This is a genomic window from Peribacillus sp. V2I11 (assembly GCF_030817135.1).
In the GTDB taxonomy this organism is placed as follows: Bacteria; Bacillota; Bacilli; order Bacillales; family DSM-1321; genus Peribacillus; species Peribacillus simplex.
Window position 1 is genome coordinate 2,596,135 of the sequence record NZ_JAUSYW010000001.1, and the last position, 25,393, is coordinate 2,621,527.

General features: G+C 38.9%; 16 protein-coding genes and 2 pseudogenes. 11 read left to right on the forward strand and 7 right to left on the reverse strand.

Going from position 1 to position 25,393, the window contains the following annotated elements:
• Positions 1-77 precede the first annotated feature (77 nt).
• The 3 genes from secA to QFZ73_RS12535 all read left to right on the forward strand — a co-directional run bounded on the left by secA (position 78) and on the right by QFZ73_RS12535 (position 4,924).
• On the forward strand, positions 78-2,459 hold the full coding sequence (gene secA, locus QFZ73_RS12525) for a preprotein translocase subunit SecA (protein ID WP_307266502.1): 2,382 nt from the start codon (positions 78-80) through the stop codon (positions 2,457-2,459).
• On the forward strand, positions 2,456-2,917 hold the full coding sequence (locus QFZ73_RS12530) for an SLAP domain-containing protein (RefSeq protein ID WP_251426820.1): 462 nt from the start codon (positions 2,456-2,458) through the stop codon (positions 2,915-2,917). The genes secA and QFZ73_RS12530 overlap by 4 nt, the downstream gene beginning before the upstream one ends.
• A 240-nt stretch (positions 2,918-3,157) precedes the next feature.
• On the forward strand, positions 3,158-4,924 hold the full coding sequence (locus QFZ73_RS12535; RefSeq protein WP_307266507.1) for an LTA synthase family protein: 1,767 nt from the start codon (positions 3,158-3,160) through the stop codon (positions 4,922-4,924).
• A gap of 48 nt (positions 4,925-4,972) precedes the next feature.
• On the opposite strand, the gene QFZ73_RS12540 is transcribed toward QFZ73_RS12535, so the two are convergent.
• From QFZ73_RS12540 to tagD, 4 genes are all read right to left on the reverse strand, one after another.
• Positions 4,973-5,899 (reverse strand): LCP family glycopolymer transferase, encoded by a 927-nt coding sequence (locus tag QFZ73_RS12540; RefSeq protein ID WP_251426816.1) that lies wholly within the window; start codon positions 5,897-5,899, stop codon positions 4,973-4,975.
• A 287-nt stretch (positions 5,900-6,186) separates the two neighbouring features.
• Positions 6,187-7,227, reverse strand: a complete 1,041-nt coding sequence (locus tag QFZ73_RS12545; protein WP_251426814.1) for a C40 family peptidase — start codon at positions 7,225-7,227, stop codon at positions 6,187-6,189.
• A 294-nt stretch (positions 7,228-7,521) separates the two neighbouring features.
• Positions 7,522-8,685 carry a CDP-glycerol glycerophosphotransferase family protein gene (locus QFZ73_RS12550; RefSeq protein ID WP_251426812.1) on the reverse strand — a complete coding sequence of 388 codons (1,164 nt, stop codon included), beginning with the start codon at positions 8,683-8,685 and terminating at the stop codon, positions 7,522-7,524.
• The gene (tagD, locus tag QFZ73_RS12555) at positions 8,678-9,076 is read right to left on the reverse strand and encodes a glycerol-3-phosphate cytidylyltransferase (RefSeq protein WP_057278149.1); all 399 of its coding nucleotides are present in this window, start codon (positions 9,074-9,076) and stop codon (positions 8,678-8,680) included. Before tagD ends, QFZ73_RS12550 begins: the two co-directional genes overlap by 8 nt.
• 989 nt (positions 9,077-10,065) lie before the next feature.
• Here tagD and QFZ73_RS12560 point away from each other — a divergent pair.
• From QFZ73_RS12560 to tagH, 5 genes and pseudogenes are all read left to right on the forward strand, one after another.
• Complete coding sequence (locus QFZ73_RS12560) at positions 10,066-13,395, forward strand: CDP-glycerol glycerophosphotransferase family protein (RefSeq protein WP_307266518.1); 3,330 nt, start codon at positions 10,066-10,068, stop codon at positions 13,393-13,395.
• Positions 13,396-13,495: 100 nt separating this feature from the next.
• The gene (locus QFZ73_RS12565) at positions 13,496-15,034 is read left to right on the forward strand and encodes a glycosyltransferase family 2 protein (RefSeq protein WP_307266521.1); all 1,539 of its coding nucleotides are present in this window, start codon (positions 13,496-13,498) and stop codon (positions 15,032-15,034) included.
• A gap of 139 nt (positions 15,035-15,173) precedes the next feature.
• Positions 15,174-16,385: pseudogene (locus QFZ73_RS12570) on the forward strand (CDP-glycerol glycerophosphotransferase family protein); the annotation flags it as partial.
• A complete protein-coding gene (locus QFZ73_RS12575; RefSeq protein WP_251426803.1) occupies positions 16,382-17,179 on the forward strand; it encodes an ABC transporter permease in 798 nt (265 codons plus the stop codon). The pseudogene QFZ73_RS12570 and the gene QFZ73_RS12575, both read left to right, overlap by 4 nt.
• Positions 17,180-17,196: 17 nt before the next feature.
• Positions 17,197-17,994: a teichoic acids export ABC transporter ATP-binding subunit TagH gene (tagH, locus tag QFZ73_RS12580; RefSeq protein WP_251426800.1), complete on the forward strand. Its 798-nt coding sequence runs from the start codon at positions 17,197-17,199 to the stop codon at positions 17,992-17,994.
• A gap of 37 nt (positions 17,995-18,031) precedes the next feature.
• Here tagH and QFZ73_RS12585 read toward each other — a convergent pair whose 3' ends face one another.
• Genes QFZ73_RS12585 through QFZ73_RS12595 form a run of 3 tightly spaced genes read right to left on the reverse strand, consistent with a single transcriptional unit; the run spans position 18,032 to position 22,184 of the window.
• Positions 18,032-19,198, reverse strand: coding sequence for a glycosyltransferase family 4 protein (locus QFZ73_RS12585; RefSeq protein ID WP_251426797.1), 1,167 nt, complete (start codon positions 19,196-19,198; stop codon positions 18,032-18,034).
• Positions 19,199-19,222: 24 nt separating this feature from the next.
• The gene (gene murJ, locus QFZ73_RS12590) at positions 19,223-20,749 is read right to left on the reverse strand and encodes a murein biosynthesis integral membrane protein MurJ (protein ID WP_307266528.1); all 1,527 of its coding nucleotides are present in this window, start codon (positions 20,747-20,749) and stop codon (positions 19,223-19,225) included.
• A 4-nt stretch (positions 20,750-20,753) separates the two neighbouring features.
• Entirely contained in the window at positions 20,754-22,184 is a 1,431-nt protein-coding gene (locus QFZ73_RS12595; protein ID WP_307266531.1) for an O-antigen ligase family protein, read from the reverse strand.
• Between the two features lie 330 nt (positions 22,185-22,514).
• On the opposite strand from QFZ73_RS12595, the pseudogene QFZ73_RS12600 reads away from it, so the two are divergent.
• The 3 genes and pseudogenes from QFZ73_RS12600 to QFZ73_RS12610 all read left to right on the forward strand — a co-directional run.
• A pseudogene (locus QFZ73_RS12600) lies at positions 22,515-22,935 on the forward strand (WecB/TagA/CpsF family glycosyltransferase); the annotation flags it as partial.
• A gap of 123 nt (positions 22,936-23,058) precedes the next feature.
• A complete protein-coding gene (locus QFZ73_RS12605; protein WP_307266534.1) occupies positions 23,059-24,162 on the forward strand; it encodes a glycosyltransferase family 4 protein in 1,104 nt (367 codons plus the stop codon).
• Between the two features lie 76 nt (positions 24,163-24,238).
• Positions 24,239-25,288, forward strand: a complete 1,050-nt coding sequence (locus QFZ73_RS12610) for a glycosyltransferase family 4 protein (RefSeq protein WP_251426783.1) — start codon at positions 24,239-24,241, stop codon at positions 25,286-25,288.
• Positions 25,289-25,393 lie beyond the last annotated feature (105 nt).

Genomic DNA, 25,393 nt, shown 5'->3' on the forward strand with positions numbered 1-25,393 from the left:
GATAATTTATAAACAGTAAATATATAACTGATATAATTTCATTAAAGTTCAATTGAAATAATAGGAGAGAAAACCCTATGCTATCCAGTATGAAAAAGTTCTTCAATGAAAGCTCAAAAGACTTAAAGAGAATTTATAAGTTGGTAGAAGATGTGAATCGGCAAGAGGGTAAATATAAAAGATATTCAGATCAAGAATTATGCGGAATGAAGGATAGATTTAAAAGCGTATTGGATGCAGGCGATAATATATTGGATATACAAGCTGATGCCTTTGCGGTCGTGCGCGAGGCTTCTAAACGAGTGCTGAATCTTAGGCACCATGATGTTCAGCTTGCAGGAGGTTTTGTCCTGAGTGAAGGGGGCATTGCACAAATGAATACGGGCGAGGGGAAGACGCTTGTCTCTACTTTGCCTAGCTATTTACATGCACTGTACGGGAATGGTGTCCATATTATAACGGCCAATGAATATTTGGCCAGACGTGATAAAGAGTTAATGGGACAAGTTCATGAATTTCTAGGATTGACGGTTGGTTTGAACATTTCCCAAATGAGGTCTTCCGAAAAACGTGAAGCGTATGCGGCAGATATCACGTATGGAACGGCAACTGAGTTCGGTTTTGATTATTTGCGTGATAATATGGTTTACCGAAGAGAAGATAAGGTTCAAAGAGGACACCGATTTGCCATTGTCGATGAGATTGACAGCATCTTGATTGATGAAGCGAGGACACCATTAATCATTGCTGGCAGGGCAAGCGAAGGAACCGAGCTCCACCAGATCACGGCACAAATCATGAAGACATTTATAGAAAATGATGATTACGAGGTTTTCATCGAGTCAAAGTCTGCCTTTTTCACGGATCAAGGGGCTTCCAAGATTGAAGAGGCCTTTGGAATTGATAATCTGTATGGAATGGAACATCAAGAGTTATTACATAATGTTACTCAGGCGCTAAAAGCCCATGCAATCATGAAATTGGATGTGGACTACATTATCATAGATGGCAAGATTGCAATCATCGATAAATTCACAGGCAGGGTGATGGAAGGGCGAAGTTTCAGTGATGGGCTTCATCAAGCGATTGAGGCAAAAGAGGGCTTGGAGATTTCCGAAGAGAATGAAACACAGGCTATGATTACCGTCCAAAATTATTTTAGATTATATCATTCAATGTCTGGGATGACCGGCAGTGCCATGCCGTCAAAATCTGAATTCCGGGAAATATATCAGCTCCCTGTCATTGAAATTCCAACGAATGAGCCTATTATTCGAGTTGATGAGGTTGATTTGATTTATAAAGATGAAACCAGCAAAATCAACAAAATCGTCACCGAAGTAAAACGGATTCATGATGGAGGCAGACCTATTCTGATCGGAACGACCTCCATTGAGCAATCTGAAAAAATTTCGGTTCAACTAAAGAAGGGGAGAATTAAACATCATATCCTTAATGCGAAGACGGAAGAGGATGAAGCGGAAATCATCGCGAATGCCGGGCAAAAAAATCAAGTGATGCTGGCTACGAACATGGCTGGGAGAGGAACGGATATAATACTTGGGAATGATGTCAAGGAATTGGGCGGCCTTCATATTATCGGTACAGAGCGACACGAGAGCCGTCGGATCGATATGCAGCTAAGAGGACGTTCCGGCCGGCAGGGTGATCCTGGTTCAACACAATTCATCATTTCTTTGGAAGATGATTTGTTTGATTACTATGATGAAGAAGAAATCGAACGTTATATCAAGAAAATCAAAACGGATGAAAATGGATTGGTGCTGGGCCCTGCTCCCGATAAATTCATTAAAATGGTTCAGGAAACGGTAGAGCGGATGCATCAATCAAGCCGTTACCATTTATTGAAGTTAGAACATGCATTAAATGAGCAGAGTAAAATCATCTATGCAATGAGAGATAGGATTCTTGATATGGAGCCTGGACGGATGTCGACCATTTTACTTGGATATATCGAGAAATACATTACTCGGCTCACAGTGAAACATTACCCTGAACATATAGCGGAACCTGATCCCTCTGCCTTTAATGAAGAGCTTTCCCTTGTTTTCCTTTCGTTGGGTTGGCAAGCAATTGATTTGCAGGATTTAGAAGGTCATATAGTTGAAGGAAAAGTGTTGAATGCTTTAGGTGAATTGGAATCGAGACTGGTGATCTTTCAAGACGATGTGGAATGGGGAAACCAGCTGCGCGCTTTCATGCTGCAGCATATTGATACAAATTGGATGAACCATTTAGATGAAATGAACAGTGTGAAGGAAGTCATTGGTTTAAGCGGATACGGTCAGCAGGACCCATATACGGTGTTTGAAGGAGTCGCTCTAAGTCAATTCAACCTTCTATTAAGTAAAATTGAGTCAGAGATAAGCATCCGTTTTATGGAATATATGAAAAGCAATCAGGAAGATGCAGCTGCTTTGGAGGGTGAGGAACGATGAGTTTATATGGAAAAAGGGATAATGCAGCTTCAGATGTACATGAGTTACTAGATCAGGATGACGCCGTTCATACTTCCCTGATGTTTCACAAGGAGTGGGAAACTTCCAAGCAAGAGGAATATGTATTTAAATTCCATCATCAAAGGCTGCCTGCATTAAAACCGAACCAAATTTCAATTTCCGGAATAAAGCTGACTAGGGTGGAAGATGATGTAATCATAGTGGCTTTTCTACGAAATTCATTAGAGAAAGCTGTCGTGTTTGATATCGTGGATTTACTGTTAGTGGATGGAGATGGAAAATTTCTCGCGAAAAAGGCATTCGATCTTACAGAGCTTGGTGAGATTCCGGCACTTTCAAGCATGCCATGGCGTTTCTTATTCGAGGAAGGAGATATGTTGGCGGAATCGATTCCTGACCAAGGTTGGAAGATTGCTTTTGAATGGAAGAGAAAGTAGAAAAACATCGGCATGATCTGGCGGCAACCGGTATCTTTTTTGCCGGAGTGCCAAAGTAAAGCACTCATCCTTTTAGTGATGAGGCTTTTTTTATAAGGGAAGTCATTAGTACCAAATATTTATGCTGTTTTCGGTGTGCAATTTCTCATAAATGGCAACGCTAAGTAATATTTATAAGTAATCTTCCGCAATCAGGCTTAACCAAGGCTTGGAAATAATGAAGAGGAAAGTGGCAGGAGCATGAAGAATAACCTGAATCAACGATTGAAGGAGAGGCTATTTGAGATAGTGTCATTTTCAATCGTGGCCATACTTTTCATTTATACGAATGATAGGATGGGTAACGATCTTTCTATTGGGATAATTACGATAATCACCGGTGTTGCAGGTTTTATTGTTTATTTGAAGGAAATGATACCAAATCGGATCGTAAAGGGCTTCATTTTTTCAGTTTTCCTTCTTTCGATCATGATCTTTTTTCTTGGGGACATCTGGTTTTATCGCTATTATTCGACACCTATAACTTCCTATATGTGGATGCAAAAAAGCAATCTGAATGGGCTTGGTGAAAGTATATTCAGTATGATGGAAATGAAGGATGCAATCTTTCTGCTGGTAAGCATTCCAATTGCTGAGTCATTTGTGAAGAAAAAATACCCCCTCAAGCATATGGCACTTGTACCGGCCGTAATATTCCTGATGATAGCAGGATTAAAGCCGGTCAAAAATATCTTTATCGACAAAGTAGATATAACCCGGCGTTATGAAGCGAATACCTTCTTACGAAACTGGGGCCCGATCGGTCATCACGCATTGGATACTTATGCCTACTTTACTGATTCGGGAAGGCATGGAATGACTTCGGAAGAAAAAAAGGCCGTTTCTGATTACTTCAATAAAAAGAAAAGAAAGGAAAATGCCCATTCAGGCTCGTTGGAGGGGAAGAATCTCATTATCATCCAGGTGGAATCTTTACAGGCGTTTCCGCTATTCCAAAGTAGTGCCGGGCAGGAGGTCACGCCATTCATGAATGAACTGGCGAAAGGGGGTTTGTACTTCCCTCATGTATATCCACAGACGGTATTTGGAAATTCATCTGACGGAGAGCTTATCGTGAATACCGGACTATTTCCTTTAAAGCAGGGCGCGACCTTTTTTCGATTCCCTTATAATGATTTTCCGGGTCTTGCTAAGGAATTAAAGAAGTCGGATTATCAAAGTTTGGCTTTCCACGGAGATGAAGAAGACTTTTGGAATAGGCAGCATGCATATCCTTCGCTAGGGTTTGATGATTATCTTTCCATAGAGGATATGCAGCATGATGAGATGATTTCGATGGGCTTGGGAGACCGCAGTTTCTTCAATCAAAGCTATGATTTCTTAAAAGATAAACCAAATCCCTATTACGCTTTTTTCGTTACTTTGACCAGCCATGTACCTTTTTCACTACCGATGGAACAGATAACATTGAAGCCTGAAGTTGGAAAAGAGAACAGTTACCTGACTAAATATTTTGAAGCAATTCATTATACAGATTCGGCCATCGGGGATTTTGTAAAGAAGTTGAAGGATGACGGGAAATTGAAAGACAGCGTGATTGTCATTTACGGAGATCATGATGGGCTATTCTTAAAAGATAAACACGAGGTTGAAGCGTATTACGGCAGTAAAATTAGCGATGAAGAGTGGATTGAAAAATATATGCCCATTCCCGTGATCATTTATCAGGAGGATATGGAAGGAAGAACGATTGATAAGGTAGCGGGCCAAATCGATATTCTACCAACTCTATATGATCTGTTCAATATTAAGAGTTCTTCATACTTTGGAGAGAGCATGCTGAATGGCGAAGAGGGCGATGCTTTGATATTAAAAGGGGATTATGGTTCTCAAATGAAAATAAATGGGGAAGGCAAGGTCGATGGGTTTTCACCAGCAGACCAAAAGGAGATTGATCTGAGTGATCAAGTGATACGTTCCGATTACTTTAAACAAATGAAGGATTGAGAAAAAGGTAAAAAAAGAGGATGACTGATAAAAGCCATCCTCCATCCATTATAATCCCAGATGTGCTTTCACACGATTTTGGGCTTCAAGCTTTGTATCTTCTGGAACGATGTTGTACCAAACGCCATTTACCCGTTGATTGTCACCTTCAAGTGTATATTGTTCAATATTTTTGAGGGATGATTTGTAGTTATTTTGGATACTCAACATTTCATTGAAACTTAAATTGGTTTCCACGTTTTTACCTAGAGCTTCGAATATATCGTCATAATTGGTAAGTGTTGATAGGCTTGACCCTTTTTTCATGACAGCTTGGATAACCTGGCGTTGCCGCATTTGCCGTCCATAATCCCCGCGGGGATCTTCTTTACGGATTCGGGAATAAATCAAGGCCTCTTTACCATTTAAGTCGATCGTACCTTTGTTGAAGGTATATCCTTTATAGGCAAGGTCCATATCATTATCGACCGTGACACCGCCAACTGCGTTCACAATATCCTGAAAGCCTTCCATATTCATTTTAACGTAATAATCAATTGGAATATCCAAATACGCTTCCACTGTATTTATCGACATGGCAACTCCGCCATATGCATAGGCATGGTTCATTTTATCATTGATACCTTTACCGATGATCTCTGTACGCGTATCTCTCGGTAAACTCAATAACTCAATCGATTCTTTTTTAGGATTAACCGTCATGACAATCATCGTATCTGATCGACCTGAGTCATTTTCCCGTTCATCCACACCAAGAATCAGTAATGAAAATGGATCTTTGCTTTTGAACCTGATGTCCTCTACACGCTTATCCGTTTTATGCGCTGTACCCTGCATAGTATGAACCGCACCTGCTAATGATTTATAAACTGAAGCGCCATAAACACCTGCGCCAATGAAAAGGATAAGAAGGGTGAAGCCGATTATTTTAAACGCTTTGCGTTTCTTTTTCTTTTTTTTATGTTCGGATCTCATTTAATATTCCTCCCTTAACCATCCCACAAAATGGAAGGTGTGAAAAAGTACCTAGTCGGTATTTTTAACTATACCTTTTTTTTGTCAAAAATAGAATAGTTTCTTTTTGTAGTTAGAGTGCATATTTTCCTTTTTTCATTCAAAAAAAACGAAGGATTCTCAGAAACCGAATTCCTTCGTTGGCACATCATTCTAATTTTTCCTTAATTGTATAACCACGGCAAAAAAAACTATGATTCTTTTACATGAAATTGCCAGACTCTAAGAGAAAGTCTGGCAAGTAAATCTTATAAACTTCTATAACCGATGATTTTACTTTTGAAATAAGAGTTTGAAGTAGTACTGATTGTTACTCCCTTACTTGATGAGGCATGAATGAATTCCCCGTCGCCCAAGTAGATTCCCATATGGCTTACCACTGATTTATGGGAACCCGTTGCAAAGAAGATAAGGTCGCCGCTTTTCGGTGAAGTAACTTTTTTACCCATATCATAATATGTGGAAGATGAAAGCCTGGGAACTTCATACCCAGCCTTCTTGAACGTATAGTAAATAAATCCGCTGCAATCGAAACCTGATGGGGAGGCACCCGCCCACGAATAAGGTGTACCAATTAATTTCTTTGCTTCGGAAACGAGCTTGGCCACATTGTTCCCCGAACTTGGGGCTTCCACTTTTCCATCATCGTTTTTATCTGCAGGGGCAGTGCTTGCCGATTTACTTAATTTTAGTTTTTGACCCACTCTGATTAAATCGGACTTCAACGAGTTGATTGATTTAAGCTGTGCTACAGTCAAGTTGGTTTTTCTTGAAATCCTGGAAAGAGTATCACCTTTTACCACAATGTATGTAGCCGAATTGGCTGGGGTCTGTGTAACATTGGATGGTTTGGAGCTGCCGGGTAAATCAATGGTAGTGGTGGTGGTTGATTTGGATACGATAAGTTTGGCACCTGCATAAATTCTATCTGATTTTAGGTTATTCATATTCATCAATTCAGCAAGTGTAAGGTTATGCTTGTTTGCTATCCTGGTTAAGGTATCACCTGAAACAATGGTATATGTGGTTTTGTTTGTTTTTTTCACGGAAACTGAAGAAGCATTTGATGTGGTTTCGGAGTTGGGTGTAGTTAATTTTTGATTGATTCTCAAAAAGTCTGATTTTAAGTTATTAAGCTGTTTTAAGTCTTTTACCGTCGTATTATGCTTCTGGGCGATTTTACTTAAGTTATCACCGCTTTTGACTGTATATGTACCGGCAAGGGCAGGAGAAACAAAAGTCGAAGATAAAATGGCTAATGTCGAAAATGCGACAACACTTTTTTTCACGGTTTTCCACCTCTAATATGTCTTTTTCCCTATTCTAACAAATTAAATGAAGTTAAACATATTACATTTTTGTTACAGGGGGGAAATAGTAGTATTTTACTGGTTTATATTGGAGGGGGTTGAGTATTGTAATCTACAATATTTTCTATATTATGAGTCTTTTTTCACATAGTGGAGTTTCATGTTTTCGTTTGTCATTTTCTGTAAAAATGTCCCTGTTTTTAGGGTGTGCTTTTTCATTGAGACGATATTGAAAAAAATGAAAACCCACTTCGTTTTATGAAGTGGGTGGTTTTATTTAAAAAGGAAATCAACTAAATTCCCGCTTGAATTTCCCTTGGAGTATTCATTCCATTTTTGGTTAAAGGAAGCGATCTTCATTAATGAATGATCGGCGGTACGGATTTCCCTTAAAAGATCTTCAGTGGTAGATACCACGGGTCCGGGCATGGAAGAAGAGTAATCCTCCCAGAATCCCCGTTCCTGCACATACTTTTCTAAGTCATATGCAAAGAATATCATGGGTCTTCCCAAAAAAGAGAATTCAAATGGAATCGAAGAGTAATCGGTTATTAAAAGATCCGTACTGATCAGCAGGTGATTAACGTGAAATTCACTATTGACAGGGTAAATGAATCCCGGAAATTTATCTTGTAAATCATGCTCTGCCTTTACAGCGGGATGCAGTTTTAGTAATAACGCATAATTTTCGCCCTGAAGTTCCTTGTAGAGCAATTCCAAATCAAGTGCAATCTCTCCGTTGTTCAAGCCGTCATTACGAAATGTAGGGGCATATAACATGATTTTCTTATGCTCAAGTTCTGGATATTTGGCCAGTAAAGCATTACGGGCAGTTCTTTTTGATTCATCATTAAAAAAGAAATCGGTCCGAGGTATCCCGGTCCTTAGGATATGGGATGCCGGTAGTTGAAAACTTTCTTGGTAAATCTCGGCCATTCTCTCTGAACCTGCCGTAACATAATCGAATTTATTATATACATCTAAAAATCTTTTCCTTGCACCGGCTGAACGGTTTTGAATGGAAGGGTCTTTTGCCCCGAATTGCTTAACGGCACCGGCCGCATGCCACACTTGGACACATGTCACTTCCTTTTTGAATGCAATAGCAGAAAGAAAGCCAAAGTAATTATCGATGATAATCCATTTTGATGTAGCCAGATGATAAATCGATCGGATCATGGCCATGATATTTTTTGATTCAAACGGAAGGACGATGGTTTCCCCATCGTCCTTAACTTGTATAGAGCTGCTCGATTTCATTAAAAATACTTTTTGAACGGAAATGTCCTGCTTGTCCATTTCATCTGCGATATATTGGCAATTGTCCCCGAATGATGTGACAAAGGTCGTTTTGTCATATAAAGGGAAAAGTTTAAAGATAGAGAATAAAACTTTGAAACAAAAAAGATAAATCCCTATCGCGAATTCTTTAGCCATTAGTAACTTGTAAAAGGTCATCTTTAATTTGGGAAGTCGAAATGCCGATTGTTCTTGGTAGGTAGACCACTTCACAAACTTCGGATAATTCATCGAATTGGCCTTTCCAGTCATCACCCATTACAAAGATATCTACACCCTCACGAACGATGTCTTCCCTCTTTTGTTCCCAATTGTCTTCAGGTATAACTTCATCCACATAGCGAATTGATTCAAGGATCATTTTTCTGTTTTCAAAGCTATGATAAGCTTTTTTATCTTTTAAAGCATTGAATTCATCCGTGGAAATGGCAACGATCAAATAATCCCCTAAATCTTTAGCGCGTTTTAATAAATTGATATGACCCCAATGGAGCAAATCAAAGGTTCCGTAAGTGATTACTTTCTTCATTTTTATTCCTCCTTTAAAACTCTTAAACTGTTATTCAATCAAATTAATATATATTTGGTCTATTAGAATATGAAATGGAACAATGAAACAGGCAACTAGCATTTCAATTCTGCTTGTTGTTTTCATATATTTTTTAGGCAATGACTTTCTCTTACTAATTATAACTTAATAGCTTTACAAATAAACCACAATTTTTTTACAAATAAACCACATTTTTTTACATTGATGATTATTGTAAATATTATTTTTAAAGTTAAAATTAAACGTTGACTAATTAGTATTACTCTGTAGGGCATAATAAAGTGTCTATAGAAATGTATGGTTTATACTGTATGGTATTTAAAAATAATTTTCATCACATTACTTTAAAAGTAAGCTGATGAACGATATTATAAGAAATATTTCATTCTTTCTGCAATCAGAATAAGCCATTCACAATTTTACCACGTTTAGGAGAGAACAACTAGAAGAGCTTCATAAATCCCTGTTTTCAAATAGTGAAGGTGAAGTGGCAGGATCGTATGAAGACAGAGGATGGGTCATGTAAAGGCCATCAATCTATCGCTTAACATTTAATAGCCCAATTAATGAAGCGCAAGTAATAACAGTTTGTTGAATTGAGCCTATAATCCCTGTTTTGAAAGCGTTCACTTTGATGTCTAGAAGACTTCTTTACAATTAAAAGACATGTTTTTGCTATTCCCTTTCCATTCTGGCAACATGGAAGGACGTGCAAATGATTTTTACGGCAGTCCTTCCTTGGAGGTCCGATATTTACGGAATGTTTTTTTAGTTTTAGCATGGTTCCTGTTTAATATTGAACTACCCAATATTGTATTTTTTGTCCATTGGAGGAATTGCAGGGAATATAAGGGAGTTTACCTGTCTGTTTAATGATATTGAGGAAAAACCGAAAAAAGTTTATGATTTTAAAGTACATGGAATGATTGATTTTAATTTAAATAATAATTTGTTATAGGTGGTCTAAAATGATTAAAAAGCTTCTTGGAAAAGGGAAAGCAAAAAAAGCTCCTAAAATTAAGCTGAAACAAGTTCTGACCATTGTGCAAGAGGAAAATACGCTGTTGATAAAAGGGGAATTTTCAATAGAACATTATTGCGCAAAAGAACTATGGCTATATTCTAGGGAAAACGAAGATCAAAAAATAAAAATAGCTGAATCGGTGAGTTCATCTAAATTTGAGTTTAAAGTAGATTTGAAAGATTTAATGCGGAAATTAGCAGATGATGAACCGACTGTTTATGACTGTTATATAAAGGTTTCCGTTCCAGTTGAAAAGCTGAGCAAAAAAACAATACTTAGTATCGAACATAAAGCTGAATATGTAGAAGTGCACGAACAGGTTAATATCGAATACCCAATTCGTCTAGGGCGTTTCCAGGAAACGTACACGAACAATTTGAGTATTTACACCTATGAAGATAAACGAAGCATATTCTCTATAACGAATAAAGGGAATTTATCTCTTTACTTCAATAAAACTCCTAAAGTTTCGATTAAGTCTCAAATTGAAAAAATCAAAAATAAATCGAAAACCATGCAAATAAATGGTCAAATTTTCACTAAGCATTCAACAATCATAAAAGGTGAGGGCCTAGTAAAAGGAAGGCAAAGTGACAAAGAATATCAGGCAAATATATCTTTTATTCATAATAAGGAAATGAATATTAAGAAATATGGACTGAATCGTTATATATATGATCTGAGATTGGATTTAGAACAATTAGTCAGTGCGGATTTGGAAGATGATGTATATGATATTTACATGAAATTACATTTAAATGATCAGGAAGAGCCGAAAATGGTACGCGTCGGAAGACCAACCACCAGATCTAAATTATTTACTAAAAAGACCGATGTCAGTTCGAATAATGGAGTTGCTATCGTCAATCCATATTATACGTTTAAAGCATCCAATTTATCTTTGGAAGTGTTTAACTTTTCCACAGAAAGTTATCGATATTTAAAAAGGATGATGGGGTGGAGGCGATTTCTTTCTTTATTTAAAAAGAAAAAGGATGTCTGGCTAATTGGTGAAAGAACTTATAAAGCCCAGGATACCGGATATCACTTTTTTAAATATATGAGGGAAAACCACCCTGAAAAAGAAGTGTATTATGTAATAGAAGAAAATTCCGTGGAAGCCAAAAACGTCGAGCCCTTTGGAAATATACTTTATTTCAAGTCAAAGGACCATATTAAAAAGACAATGGAATCGACACGTATTATATCATCACATCATCCGGATTATTTATATCCTTTAAGAACATCTGAATTTAAAAATCGTGTTAAGGGAGTTAAGGTATTTCTTCAACATGGTGTTATGGGCACTAAAAATATGGTGGCAAACTACGGGAAAAATGCAGTCTCCGGTTTTAGTACGGATGTTTTTCTAGTAAGTTCAGACTTCGAAAAGGATATGATTGTAACTGATTTTGGGTACAACGAAAAGGAAGTATTCACAACAGGACTTTCTAGGTTCGACTCACTGTTTAAGGATGATGTTTTAACAAAGCGGCAATTATTGATCATTCCAACATGGAGAGATTGGATTACATCCGATGAAATATTTTTGGAAAGCGAGTATTTTGAAAGGTATCAGAAATTAGTGAATCACCCGGTTTTACATGAGTTATCTAAAAACAATGGGTTTGAAATCATTTTTTGCCTTCACCCTAATATGCAGAAATTCACGTCTTATTTTAAGGATGCTCCAGTTCGGGTGATTAGTCAGGGTGAAGTGGATGTCCAAAGATTAATTAAGGAAAGTGCGATTATGATTACGGACTATTCAAGTGTAGCTTTTGATTTTAGTTTCCTGCATAAACCGGTTATTTACTATCAATTTGATAGAGATCGTTTCATAGGGAAAAGACCGTCACATTTGGATTTGGATAAGGATCTTCCGGGTGAAATCGTTGATGAATTGGATGAATTGTTAGGTGTATTAGCCGAATATGCCAACACTGATTTTGTCATGAAGAAAAAGTATATGGATAAGGCCAACCGTTTTATTAAATATCGCGATGTCCATTCTAATTCAAGGATATTCGAAGTGATTCAAAATGCAGAAAAAGATCAGAATTCACTAATCAAATTATATAACCATCCGATATCAAAACTCATTATGAATCGATTTAGGAAAAGTGAAAAGTATTTCCCTGTCATGAAAAAAGTTTATAAAATTATGTCCATGCTTATCCCGGTTGACCGGAACCTTATTCTTTTTGAAAGTGGGATAGGGAAGCAATTCGCCGATAGCCCCAAGTATATTTATGAAGAACTGGTCAAAAGGGATAATAAATATAAAAAAGTTTGGGTATATAATGGTAATTTACCAATAAAAGGAAAGAATACGAAGTTGATAAAACGCTTAAGTCCGGAATACTATTATTATTTAGCCAAAGCAGGTTATTGGATAAATAATCAAAACTTCCCTACCTATTTAAGCAAAAGGAAGGAAACGACATATATTCAGACTTGGCATGGTACCCCTTTGAAAAAAATGCTATTTGATATAGACAATATTCAAGGAAGAGACGATGGGTACTTAAATCGAGTGCATGGTGCAACGAGAACTTGGGATTATTTAATATCACCAAGTCCATACGCATCCAAAGCCTTCAGAAGTGCTTTCAAATATGAAGGGGAAATATTAGAAACGGGATATCCAAGAAATGATTTGTTTTACAGGGAAGATGCTTCAATAATTGCCAAGTCAGTGATGGAAAAACTGAAGATACCAAAAGGGAAAAAAGTCATCTTATATGCTCCTACATTCCGGGATAATCAAACTTCGAAAAACAATAAATTTATTTTCGAGTTGAAATTTGATTTGGAAAGAATGAAGGAAGAACTAGGGGATGAATATATCCTGTTGTTAAGGATGCATGTTGTTATAAGTAATAATCTCAGCATCCCGAGCGAATTTGAGGATTTCGTAATAAATGTATCCAATTATTCAGATATTCAGGAACTTTACTTGATTTCTGATATATTGATTACGGATTATTCTTCAGTGATGTTCGATTTTGCTAATACTGCTCGGCCGATTTTGTACTACACTTATGATTTGGAAGATTACAGAGATAACATCCGTGGATTCTATATGGATTTTGAAAAGGAAGCACCAGGTCCATTTTTAAAAACAACTGAGGAGATTATCGATACTATTACCAATATCGATGAAATAAACATGCAATACAAAGAGAGATATGGTTTATTTAGAGAGAAGTATTGTGGAATAGAGGATGGTAAAGCTACACAGAGAATCGTGGATAAATTTTTTAATGATTGATTTCTTAAATAAAGGGTATTGTTGCCTTTAAGTAACTGGTGAACTGGCTGCCTGGTCGAAACATCTATGTTACCTCTAGTCATAAAAGGAGAGGGATCGTATGAATTTCTTGGTACGTCAAAAGGCGAGGGAACTTTTAAAGAGCGGTAATATTCCAATAAAAAATAATCCTGTAAGCTTAAGAAATAAATTTTTAGGAAAAGGAAAAAAAGTCACTGTAGTCACTGCTGTATACAATGCTGAAAAATTCATCAGAAAAACGATTGAATCAGTAATAAATCAAACCCTGGGCATAGATCAGATTGAATATATCATCATTGATGATTGTTCGACTGATGGCACCAATAAAATCATTCAAGAGTATACAGCTAAATATAAAAATATCTGTTCTGTTACCCTTCAAGAAAATAATGGGTCACCTGGGACCCCCAGAAACATTGGAATAGAATTGGGAACATCCAAATATATAACTTTTTTAGACGCGGATGACTGGCTTGCCCATGATGGACTGGAAAGCCTCTATAACATCCTGGAGGAAACCGGTGATGATTATGTAGTTGGCAAAACGGTAAAAGTCGAATCTGAGTCAGAGAGTGTTATCGGTGAGTTTGCTTCCATTAAAGAAAGAAGAAGCATCACCCCTTTGGATGTTCCGCACTTTTTTTATCATATGGGTCCAACGGCCAGGATGATGAGTCTGCCTATGGTTAAAGAAAATGATATTGGTTTTCCAAATATGAAATTCGGTGAAGATAAATGGTTTTTTACAGATGTTTTCTTTAAAGTCAGAGCAGTATCAACTACTACAAAACCTATTTATTATGTCAATAGAACGTCGGAAAACTCCGCTTCTTTAACACGTGTTACGAATGTGTTGGACAAAAGAAAAGCGGATGTTGAAATAATAAAGTATATCCAATCCAAAGATATTGCAATTGAATTCAAAAGGGTGGCTCTTAACCGGGTTTATGAGTACGATATTTTAAAAACGTTCGACAGTCAAACCTTTGTGAAATCCAAGAATAAAGAAGATTTTATTGAAATATTAGGGGAAGCTGTCGAAACTGCGAAAAACTTGTCATATGACTTCAAGAATGAATTTAAAGTACCTATTTATAAATTGGCACTTGAATTATTCATGGAGGATCGTATTGATGATTTCGTAAAGTTGTTTGAATGGTTAAAGAGAGATTCCAATAAAAAATACCATATAAAAGATGGCTTACCTTATTATGAACTTCCATTTCTGGAGGAAGAATATCGCTACGTAAGGATACCGATGCTTGCCCGTGCACTGGATTCTTATATCATGGATAATGTCTACCACCAAAGTTTTGAGATTTATGGTGATGATATAAACAACATAGATTCTGTATTGATACGTGATAGAACAAGAATTGACAATGAAATCAATTGCGGAGTTCAAATAGAAGGCAATAGAGGCCATTTCACTGTTTCATTAGATGAAATTGATAAAATGGAAAAGTCATTATTTACGGTGTTCATTCGCTACAATGATTATCAATTGGTGAATATTAAAAGGATCCTGAAAAATAAGATGACGTATAATAAGAAAAATGTGGAGTTTTATACAACAGTGGCAAATAATTTGGGACTGGCAATAAAGTCTTTGGAGTAGCTGTTAGAAGTACACCAAAAATAAGCTCTCCCTTCTATTGGGCGAGCTTATTTTTAATTCGATTTATTAGCATGGTTCCAATATCAATAATCAATAAAAAGGGAGATCGGATATGTCAAATGAAAAAATACAAACCTCAAAGAGACCTTCCTTTCTATCGCTAGTTAAAAATAAGGCTAAAGCAATTATTTTAAGAGGGTATAAAATGGCTTTTGCATTGGCGGGCACAGTATTGCCAGTGGACCGGAAGCTTGTTATTTTTGAGAGCTTTTTGGGCAAGCAGTATAGCTGCAATCCCCGGGCTATTTATGAATACTTGCAGAGTCACCATCCTGAATATAAAATGTATTGGAGCGTAGATAAAAGATATACAGCTCATTTCGAAGAGGCAGGCATCCCATATCTCAATCGTTTTTCATTTAGTTGGCTGCTCAAAATGACAAGAGCCCATTATTGGGTAACGAACAGCAGGCTCCCGCTTTGGATCCCGAAGCCGAAGCACACGATCTATTTGCAAACGTGGCATGGTACTCCATTAAAGAAACTTGCAGCGGATATGAATGAAGTTCATATGCCTGGAACAACGACGGATAAATATAAAGAGAATTTCCATGCCGAATCAAGTAAATGGGATTATTTAATTTCACCGAACGCTTATTCAAGTGAAATTTTTGCCCGTGCCTTTAATGTCGATACTTCTAAAATTCTGGAAACCGGTTATCCCCGTAATGATATACTTTACAATGGGAATAATCGTGATACAATCGACTCATTGAAACAGAAGTTGGGTATACCAATAGAGAAAAGGATCATTTTATATGCCCCAACTTGGAGGGACGATGAGTTTTATAGCAAAGGAAAATATAAGTTTGAAATAAAATTGGATCTGGATCGCATGAAACAGGAATTGGGGGAGGAGTATGTCATTTTGCTCCGTCTTCATTATTTGGTTTCTGAGAACTTGGATTTATCGGCGTATCAAGGATTCGCCTATGATTTATCCAGTTACGAAGATATCAGTCATTTGTATCTTATTTCGGATTTATTAATAACTGATTATTCATCCGTATTCTTTGATTACGCAAATTTACAGCGTCCGATGCTTTTCTATGTATATGATATTGAAAATTACAGGGACAAGCTTCGCGGGTTTTACTTTGACTTTGAAAAGAATGCACCTGGTTTGTTAGTAAAAACATCAGATGCGGTCATTGATAGTATCAAGACGATGAAATATGAAAATACCAATGATATCAATCATTTTCACGAGCGGTTTTGTTCACTCGAGGATGGCCAGGCTTCACGCCGTGTCGTAGAAAAAGTGTTTTTAGGAAGGTCTGTTAATTTATGAGTTCAGCTTTGACCGTTTTAAAAGAACAAATCAATAATTTTTATTTGGTAAGGCGTTTATCTGTTTATGAGATGAAAAGTGCCAACAGCAATAACTACCTGGGAATCCTATGGGAAATCATCAATCCGATGATACAGATTGCGATTTATTGGTTTGTATTCGGATTTATAATCTTAAATCGCGGTGAAAATTTCCTTCCATGGCTGATGGCAGGGATCGTTGTCTGGTTTTTTGTGAATCCTTCAATGACCCAAACGTCCAAATCCGTCTATTCCCGACTGAATATGGTATCCAAGATGAGCTTTCCGATGAGTGTCATTCCTTCGTATGTCATCTTTGCTAAGTTGTATCAGCATCTCATGCTGCTGGGAGTCATCATCATCCTATTAAGTTTTACTGGATACCTCCCAACCGTTTATATCATACAACTTCCGTATTATGTTGCCGCGACGGTTGCGCTGTTATTTTCATTTGGCTTAATCTCTTCAACATTATCAACCATTATTCGTGACGTTCATAATATAATCGTGTCCTTAATGAAAGTCTTGTTTTATTTAACACCAATCCTTTGGGTATTGGATGCTAAGGAGCACCCTATCATAGTCAATATCATGAAGCTGAATCCACTATATTATATCGTGGATGGGTATCGAGCTTCATTGTTGGGGGAATCATGGTATCTGATAGAGCATTGGGAATATACCCTTTATTTCTGGGCAGCCATTATCATCTTGTTTTTGATAGGTTCCTCGCTGCATGTCAGGTTTAGAGATCGCTTTGTTGACTTTAAGTAAACTGGAAGTGAGAAAAGTTGGAAAAATCGGTAATAGTCAAAGATATAACGAAAAAATATAAATTATATAATAAAAACTCGGAAAAATTATTGGATCTCCTTTTGCCCAAAAGCTATGGGGAAGAGTATTTTGCTCTTAGGAATGTAAGTTTTGAAGCAGAAAAGGGCGATGTAATAGGATTTGTCGGGGTCAACGGATCTGGTAAATCCACATTGTCCAATATTATTGCAGGCATTATCCCGCCTACGGACGGAAATGTCCAAACTAACGGGAAAACGGCTTTGATTGCCGTTTCATCGGGTCTGAATAATCAGTTGACGGGCAGGGAAAACATCGAGCTGAAAATGCTGATGCTTGGATTCGATAAAAATCGGATTAAAGAACTTGAGCCTGAGATCATTGAGTTTTCAGAACTTGGTAAGTTCATTGACCAACCGGTGAAATCCTACTCAAGCGGTATGAAATCCAGGCTTGGTTTTTCCATTTCCGTGCATATCGATCCAGATATCCTGATTATTGATGAAGCCTTATCTGTCGGGGATAAAAACTTTGCTGAAAAATGTTTAGAGAAGATGAACGAATTTAAGGCGAAGGGCAAAACGATGTTCTTTGTCAGCCATTCAATCGGTCAGATGAAGAAGTTTTGCCAAAAGGCTTTATGGCTTGAATATGGAGAGTTAAAGGCATACGGGGCCATGAACGAAGTAATGCCGCAATATGAAGCATTCTTAAAAGAATATAACGCCATGTCTAAACAAGAACAGAAAAAATACCGTGAAGATCAAATGAAAAGGCGTAGTTCAGCACTGGTATGATAGTGAAAAGCAGACCCAAGCTTCGGGTCTGCTTTTTTTAGTTAAGCACTTCATCATAAGCTTTCTCAAACCGTTCGGCAGCGGTAAGATGGGAGTATTCGCTTTCCATTTTATATCTTGCTTTCGCAGCTAACTTTGTTGCATATTTAGTGTCTTTAAGCAAAATGGAGATGGCTTGTGCAAGTGCTTTTTTATTTTTTTCCTCTACTAACAGACCATCTTCACCATCAATGAGAATCTCCTTTAAACCTCCAATCGCGCTTGCAATGACGGGTGAGCGGCAACTCATCGCTTCTAATGCAGAAATGGAAGTAGCTTCTTCCACCCCGTGGGAATGAACGCTTGGGATGAGTACGATGTCCGATGCTTCATAGAGGTTATGCATTTTCTCGAAGGGCACTGAACCAAGGAAAAGCACGGAATCTGATATTTTGAGCCTGGCTGCGGTGTCCTCAAGCCGGCTTCGCTGTTCTCCTGTACCTGCATATACCAATACCGTTTCAGGATGGTTTTCCAGTACCTCCGGCAGAGCAAGGAGCGGGTAGATGACACCGTTCTTTTCCGTCATTCTTCTCGGAACGAAAAGCATCTTTTTATGTAGGGGTATTTGAAAGTCCCGGCGAGTTTGCTCCCGCTTTGCCATTTCCGGTTTGAAAGCAGACACGTCAATGAAGTTCTTGATCGTATCCGCCTCTATATGTGCCAAGTGATTTATATAGTCTTTGATCCTTTGATCGACCGTCACAACTTTTGCAGCAGTCTGATAAGCTTTTCTTTCTAGCTCGCGAATGATCAAATCTTCTTCACTATCCGGAAGAAGGGCACCCCTGCTGACTGCCTCGAATGAATAATACCCATGGACGGTTTGCACAGTTGGTATCCCGGATTCGATGGAGGCGAGCGTTGCGAAAATGTCTTGAGCATTAATGACATCATAGTTCTTTTTCAAGGCTTTAATAGATGAAGCCAATAATTTTTGGCGTTGTCGGTCATTGAAAAGCTGGCCGCTCCCCTGTTTTACTTTATTTAATAAAAATCCTGGAGCCTGGGCGAGCATCTTCCTCTTGAAAGGTGGTAATTGAGAGAAAGATAATATGTCCACATTATGGCCCCGCGACATTAAACCCTTTTTTAACGTAGTGATATGGCTCGATAGCCCCCCTTCATGAGGGTAGCTGAAAATCGTTGTGATTAAAATTTCCATAATGGCACTCCTTCTTCTAATGTATTACTTTGATGATTTGATCCTTTTCATCGCTTGCAGGCTGCTTGCTTTAAAAAGAATGGATAATGCGAGATATAATCCGAATACCAGCAGCGAGATGATCACTAATTCCATGAAGATGGGCAATTTTAGAGTAAGCGGATGGATCCAGAGAGTGAGTCCGTAAATGATGGTTCCGATGATGACCAGCTTGCTGCTTTCCTGAAAAACATCCCTGAAAGCGGCCTTGTCCTCTCTTGCTGTCTTCAGCCATAGATAGACGAAAAGGTAGAGAGATTGCAGGAGCATGGAAATCCCCGATGCTAAAGCGATTCCACCTACGCCAAGATAACGTGATAAGACCCAGCTAAGCAGGACGTTAAGCAATACGCCAATCAGGCAGGAATACATGGCCACTTTCGTTTTCTTCAAGGCGTAGAAGGAGTTCATCAGATAATCCCTCAGTGCAAAGAACGGGAGGCAAGCTGAATAAAAGATGAATGCCCTATAAGTCATTTCGGTTGCTGAAGCATCGAAAGCCCCGCGTTGGAAAGCCAGAGTGATTAAGCTTTTTCCGCTGATTAACATGACGACCATGAACGGAATCGCTAAAAATAATAGCGATTTCAACCCCTTTAAGGTCAAATTAAGGAAAGATTGATAGCCTATAAGCGCACGCTCGACGATTGAAGGGTACAATACGGTAATCAGCGGCGTGAGGACAATGCTTAATGGCAGCCACAGCAGGCGATTAGCATAGTTCAGGGCCGATACGCTTCCGGTTTCGAGTGAAGTCGCAATGATTCGATCGACGACACTATTCAACTGGATCGCCAAAGCGGCGATAATGATTGGATAAAAGGTGAACAGTGTTTGTACGATCTGCCGTTTATGAGGCAGGAAAGAGACGATGGGCCGGATTCCGTATTTCTTCAGTGATGGGTATTGGATAAGGAACTGGCTTGCTGCACCGAACACAAACCCCCAAGCCAGCCCTTCAATCCCAAACGGAGCAGCGAACAATACGGTGGCTGCAATAATGACCGTGTTTTGTGCAGTTGAAGTGAGTGCCGGCAGAATAAAACGCTTATTCGCATTGAGGATCCCTGTCGCCATGTAAGAAAGCGTGAAAAATAGTAAACTTGGCAGCATGATCCGGGTCAGTGACTCAGTCAGGGCAAGCTCTGAATCAGAGAAACCCGGGGCTGTCAACATGACGAGCGGCTTTATGAAAACCATGCAGGCAATGGTCATGACTCCGGCTACCAGCATAAAAAATGAACCTAAAACACTGATGAACTCATCAGCTTTCAACGGGTTATCCGCCTTCTTTTCCAAATAAATAGGAATAACGCCGGCCTGAAGACCGCTGCCGAGAGCCGTAAAAAGAATGGTTGGTATGAGGCTTGCCACGAAAAAAACATCTGCCATTGATGATGCCCCGAAATAGGCGGCTATTATCGATTCCCGCCCGAATCCGAGGACTTTTCCAATGGCCGCAATAATAGTGACGAGCCCTACCGATTTAATGACATGTGAAAGAGTAGGCATATTTTCAATCCTTTAAATTGATGTCCTTCTGTAAACAGAATCCCAAACAACTATAAAATAACAGCGTAAACGTTTTATCTTCGAGAATGTTGTAGAAAAGTCCTGCTAATAATGCGGCCAACATCAGGCAGATGGCGAACGCTGCCAAAGTGCCATTTCCCGATTTAAGGATTTTACGGCAAGAAAAAAAGATGAATGAAAGAACGGCAAGAAAGCCCAGTACACCAGTTTGGACCAGAATCTGGATATATTGATTATCGGTATACATCCTTTCTCCAATTTGGTATTCCCGATAAATTGGTGAGGAAAAGGAAAGTGTGGCTGAATCTCCGAAGGTCGCTAGCCCTGTACCGATTATTGGGTGATCTTTGAAAATTTCAATTCCTTTGATTAGGACATATAACCGGCCCCATTCTGTACTCTGGTGCAGAGTCTTATCAGAGAACATTTCTGAAAAACGATTGGAGAGCGCATTTTCGTTTTCAGACGAGGGGGTGCTGCCAATTACCACATTTTCCATGGGAATCGATGCAGATACCTCCACTTTACTTGATGCAAATAAAACTGGGTAATAAATAAGAAGCAGGCCGAGGCAAAATGCTCCTGCAGCATATTTGAGAAATGGTTTATTTCTAGTCCATATTATAAAGACAAGCGCCGCGAACCCGAATGCAATCATCGTGCCCCGAGAATAGGTAAGCAGTAACGTTCCGGAAAGCAGGATGGCTGCCAGAAAGACGATCCATTTATATTTTTTCAGCGACTGAAATAGAAAGAAACTAAGGAATAACTGGATGCTTAAGAATAAGGCAAATACATTGGGATTGGCAGGTGCTCCATAAATCCTCATCCGGTTTGTTGGAGAAACATTCCACATTTCCCATGCCTGGGGAAGCAGGATCGTACGTGAAAAGATTTTCTCCACTATGCCATGCAGGCAAAGTAAGATTGTAAATATTAGGATTACCTTCAAAAAGCGAAAGATATCCTTTCTTTCTAGATTTAATTCACCGATAATGTAAAGAAGCAAGAATGTAATAAGCAATGCACGGAGTTCAAATAGGATGGGGAGGATTCCCACTCCGTTTATGAGTGCAGCCCCGGCACCAATTAAACAAAACAACCAAAAGGGCGCAGTAAAATGATATTTCGACAATTGCCATTCGTCCTTTTTGAATCTTTCAATAAGCGAAGAAATGAATAAGGTGAGGATGATCAGGTCACCTGTATAGGTTAAGCCGCTATTCAGTTCCATCAATAAGGGACGGGCAGGGAAATAAATGAATAGAATTAATAACAGGTTTTTTTTATTTATACCGATAAAAACGAGCATCAACGCCGTTGCCATGTAACCGGCGATAGGGTGAGGCACTGCCAATGGGACGAGCAGGCACAGAAATAGAATGGGTAGCGATTGTTTTTCTATAAACTTCAATTGATTAACCACCTTTGAATCAAAAATCACGTTCTATGATGTGTATGAAAAAATTTCTTGAATAATACCCCACCCTTTAGATGTATAGTACATATGAAAGGCTGAAGTGAAATGACAGAAAAGTTTGTTGAGATACTATCCATACCATTCATTGATAGCAATATGGATGAATTCATGAATGGAATGGTCTATCCAAGATTGATGAATCAGGAAAAAACGTTTATCGTTACGGCAAATCCTGAAATAGTTGAGTATGCAAATGAACATCAGGATTATAAAGACATCATTATATCGGCTGATTACATCACTCCGGATGGCGTTGGTATTATTATGGCCTCTAAATGGCTAAATCAACCTTTACAAGAGCGGATTACAGGATTCGACTTGATGAATGAATTATTTCGGGTCGCTGATGAAAAGGCGCTGAAAGTATACCTGCTTGGAGCGGAGGAAAACGTGATTGAAGCAGCGGCCCTGAAGGTAAAAGAATCATACCCTGGACTCGAGTTGGTGGGATACAACCATGGTTACATCGATATCAAGGATGATACCCTGCCTAAGTCGATAGCGGAACTTGAACCTGACATCATATTGACTGCATTAGGGTTCCCTAGGCAGGAAAAATGGGTTTCCAAGCACTATGCGTTATTCAGTAAGGGGGTTATTCATGGGAGTTGGGGGAAGCTTTGATGTCCTTGCGGGAAAGGTGAACCGCGCCCCGGTTTTCTGGCAAAAGATGCGTCTTGAATGGTTGTACCGATTGATCCAGCAACCTTCACGGTGGAAACGGATGCTTGCTCTGCCAAGATTCGTATTAAAGGTTAGGCGGTTAAGGAAAACGGTACAGCGTTCCTGAACATAAGGAGTGGACTGGATGAGAATCTTGCACTTAAACGCTGGTAATGAAACTGGCGGCGGTATGTTTCATATTATGTCCTTACTGAACCAATTGAATAAAGAAGAGTGTTTGCTTGGTTTATTTGAAGATGGTGAACTTTACCGGCGGGCCATATCCTCCGGGATACAAACCGAACTTTTCAAGCAGCATTCCAAATATGACCTTTCAATTTTGAAACCTTTAAGGGACTTTATCCGTCTAAATAATATAGACATCATCCATACACATGGTCCGCGGGCGAATATATATGGTGCCTTCATAAAGCGCCTCGTTAAATGCCCTTGGCTTCTTACTGTTCATAGTTCACCTCATCATGACTTTTTGGGGCAGGGTGTAAAAGGAAAATTGTTTACGGGCCTTCATGTAAGGTCATTTCAATATGCCGATCATATATTGGCAGTTTCCGACCGCTTTAGGCAGGACTTGATTGACCAAGGAATCCATTCGTCCAAAATAACAAAGATCCTGAACGGAATTGACTTTGAAAAGGAATTGCCTTTCCCGCTTCAAAGAGAAGATTTCGGGTTTGGGAAAGACGATTTCATCGTCATCATGCCTGCAAGGCTTGAGCCGGTGAAAGGTCATGAATTTGCTTTAGCGGCATTAAGTGAAGTGGTATCGGAATTCCCCCATGTAAAGCTGTTGCTTGCAGGGGACGGGAGCAGGAGAACCGCTCTGGAAGAGATGGTCTCGAAAAAGGGGTTATCCGATCACGTGTACTTTTTAGGGTATCGTGAAGATTTAGATCGAATCTACCCGTTGGGGGATATCACATTATTGACTTCCTTAAGCGAAAGTTTTCCACTGGTTTTACTTGAAGGGGCAAGATCGGGGCTTCCGGCAATCACAAGTGATGTCGGCGGTGTACAGGAATTGATTCCCGATCGGAGCAAGGGCTGGATTACGGATATCGGCAATGTCGAACAGCTGAAATTGGCCATCTGCAATGCCATAGAATTAAAAAAATCCGAGGACCTGACAAAGATAGGGTCGGATTTACAAAAATTTGCAAAAAACAACTTTTCTATAGAGATTTTAGCCGAAAACGTATATAATGTTTATTTGAGGATGAAAAATTAAAATAAGCATTTATATATAGGTTTTCAAATAGATCGTTACGGGTATTAGATTTTTAGTGGAATTGAGGTGGTTCTTGATGTTAATAGGGGCCTTGTTGGTATCCTTTTTATTATCCATTTTTTTGACTCCTTTTGTCGGAAAGCTGGCCTTTAAATTAGGAGCTACCGATAAACCGAATGAGCGAAAAGTGCATAGTAAAATTATGCCGCGCATGGGCGGTTTAGCTATATTTTTGAGTTTTTTCATTACCTTCTTACTTTTCATGAATGACTTTCGGGGGCAGTTGCCCCTTCTGGTGGGAGCCCTTGTCATCATTTTGATCGGGATGGCTGATGATATTTTTGAATTAAGAGCTGCACCCAAATTCCTGGGCCAGGTTTTGGCGGCCCTCATCATCGTATTATGGGGCGGTCTTGAAGTGGAATTCATCAATTTGCCGTTCTTTACCGATACACTTGAATTCGGTGTTTTAAGTATACCGATCACAATTTTGTGGATCGTCAGCATCATTAATGCAATCAACCTGATAGACGGACTGGATGGCCTTGCAGGCGGTGTCTCAACGATCGCTTTAGTGACAATTGCTACAATGGCCCTTATTAAAGGGGACCTATTTGTTGCTATGGTCGCATTGATCGTGATTGGAAGCACTCTTGGCTTTTTGAAATATAACTTTCATCCGGCAAAGATTTTCATGGGAGATACAGGTGCATTATTCTTAGGTTACATCATTGCCGTTCTGTCCCTGCTAGGGTTTAAAAACGTTACGATGATTTCATTGATCGTACCGATCATCATTTTGGGTGTTCCCATTTCGGATACATTTTTCGCGATTATCCGCAGGGTCGTCAATAAACAGCCGATCTCGGCTGCTGATAAATCCCATTTACATCACTGTTTGATAAACTTGGGCTTCACTCATAAGCAGACTGTCTTGCTCATTTACGCTTTAGCTGCTTGCTTTGGCTTAGCGGCGATAATCTTTTCATTTGCAACGATGTGGGGAGCTTTGATCCTTGTGACGGGACTCCTGCTGATCATAGAGATTTTTGTGGAGAAAATTGGTTTGGTCAATTCAAACTACCAGCCGTTGCTTAAGATGCTCAACTTTAAAAACAAGCCATGATGTTTTGGAAATAGATTACTAGATTAGCTAATTTTGCTAGTGAATGAAAAGCCACCAACCGTTTAAAGAAACGGTTGGTGGCTTTTTTGCTGTATTGAGTGTGGA

What these genes read in the sequence shown, in the direction of transcription:
- QFZ73_RS12550 (WP_251426812.1), bottom strand. Translation starts at nt 8,685, where the DNA reads ATGGCTAAAGAATTCGCGATAGGGATTTATCTTTTTTGTTTCAAAGTT.
- QFZ73_RS12540 (WP_251426816.1), bottom strand. Translation starts at nt 5,899, where the DNA reads ATGAGATCCGAACATAAAAAAAAGAAAAAGAAACGCAAAGCGTTTAAA.
- QFZ73_RS12560 (WP_307266518.1), top strand. Translation starts at nt 10,066, where the DNA reads ATGATTAAAAAGCTTCTTGGAAAAGGGAAAGCAAAAAAAGCTCCTAAA.
- secA (WP_307266502.1), top strand. Translation starts at nt 78, where the DNA reads ATGCTATCCAGTATGAAAAAGTTCTTCAATGAAAGCTCAAAAGACTTA.
- QFZ73_RS12565 (WP_307266521.1), top strand. Translation starts at nt 13,496, where the DNA reads ATGAATTTCTTGGTACGTCAAAAGGCGAGGGAACTTTTAAAGAGCGGT.
- murJ (WP_307266528.1), bottom strand. Translation starts at nt 20,749, where the DNA reads ATGCCTACTCTTTCACATGTCATTAAATCGGTAGGGCTCGTCACTATT.
- QFZ73_RS12535 (WP_307266507.1), top strand. Translation starts at nt 3,158, where the DNA reads ATGAAGAATAACCTGAATCAACGATTGAAGGAGAGGCTATTTGAGATA.
- tagD (WP_057278149.1), bottom strand. Translation starts at nt 9,076, where the DNA reads ATGAAGAAAGTAATCACTTACGGAACCTTTGATTTGCTCCATTGGGGT.
- QFZ73_RS12585 (WP_251426797.1), bottom strand. Translation starts at nt 19,198, where the DNA reads ATGGAAATTTTAATCACAACGATTTTCAGCTACCCTCATGAAGGGGGG.
- QFZ73_RS12530 (WP_251426820.1), top strand. Translation starts at nt 2,456, where the DNA reads ATGAGTTTATATGGAAAAAGGGATAATGCAGCTTCAGATGTACATGAG.
- QFZ73_RS12575 (WP_251426803.1), top strand. Translation starts at nt 16,382, where the DNA reads ATGAGTTCAGCTTTGACCGTTTTAAAAGAACAAATCAATAATTTTTAT.
- QFZ73_RS12605 (WP_307266534.1), top strand. Translation starts at nt 23,059, where the DNA reads ATGAGAATCTTGCACTTAAACGCTGGTAATGAAACTGGCGGCGGTATG.
- QFZ73_RS12610 (WP_251426783.1), top strand. Translation starts at nt 24,239, where the DNA reads ATGTTAATAGGGGCCTTGTTGGTATCCTTTTTATTATCCATTTTTTTG.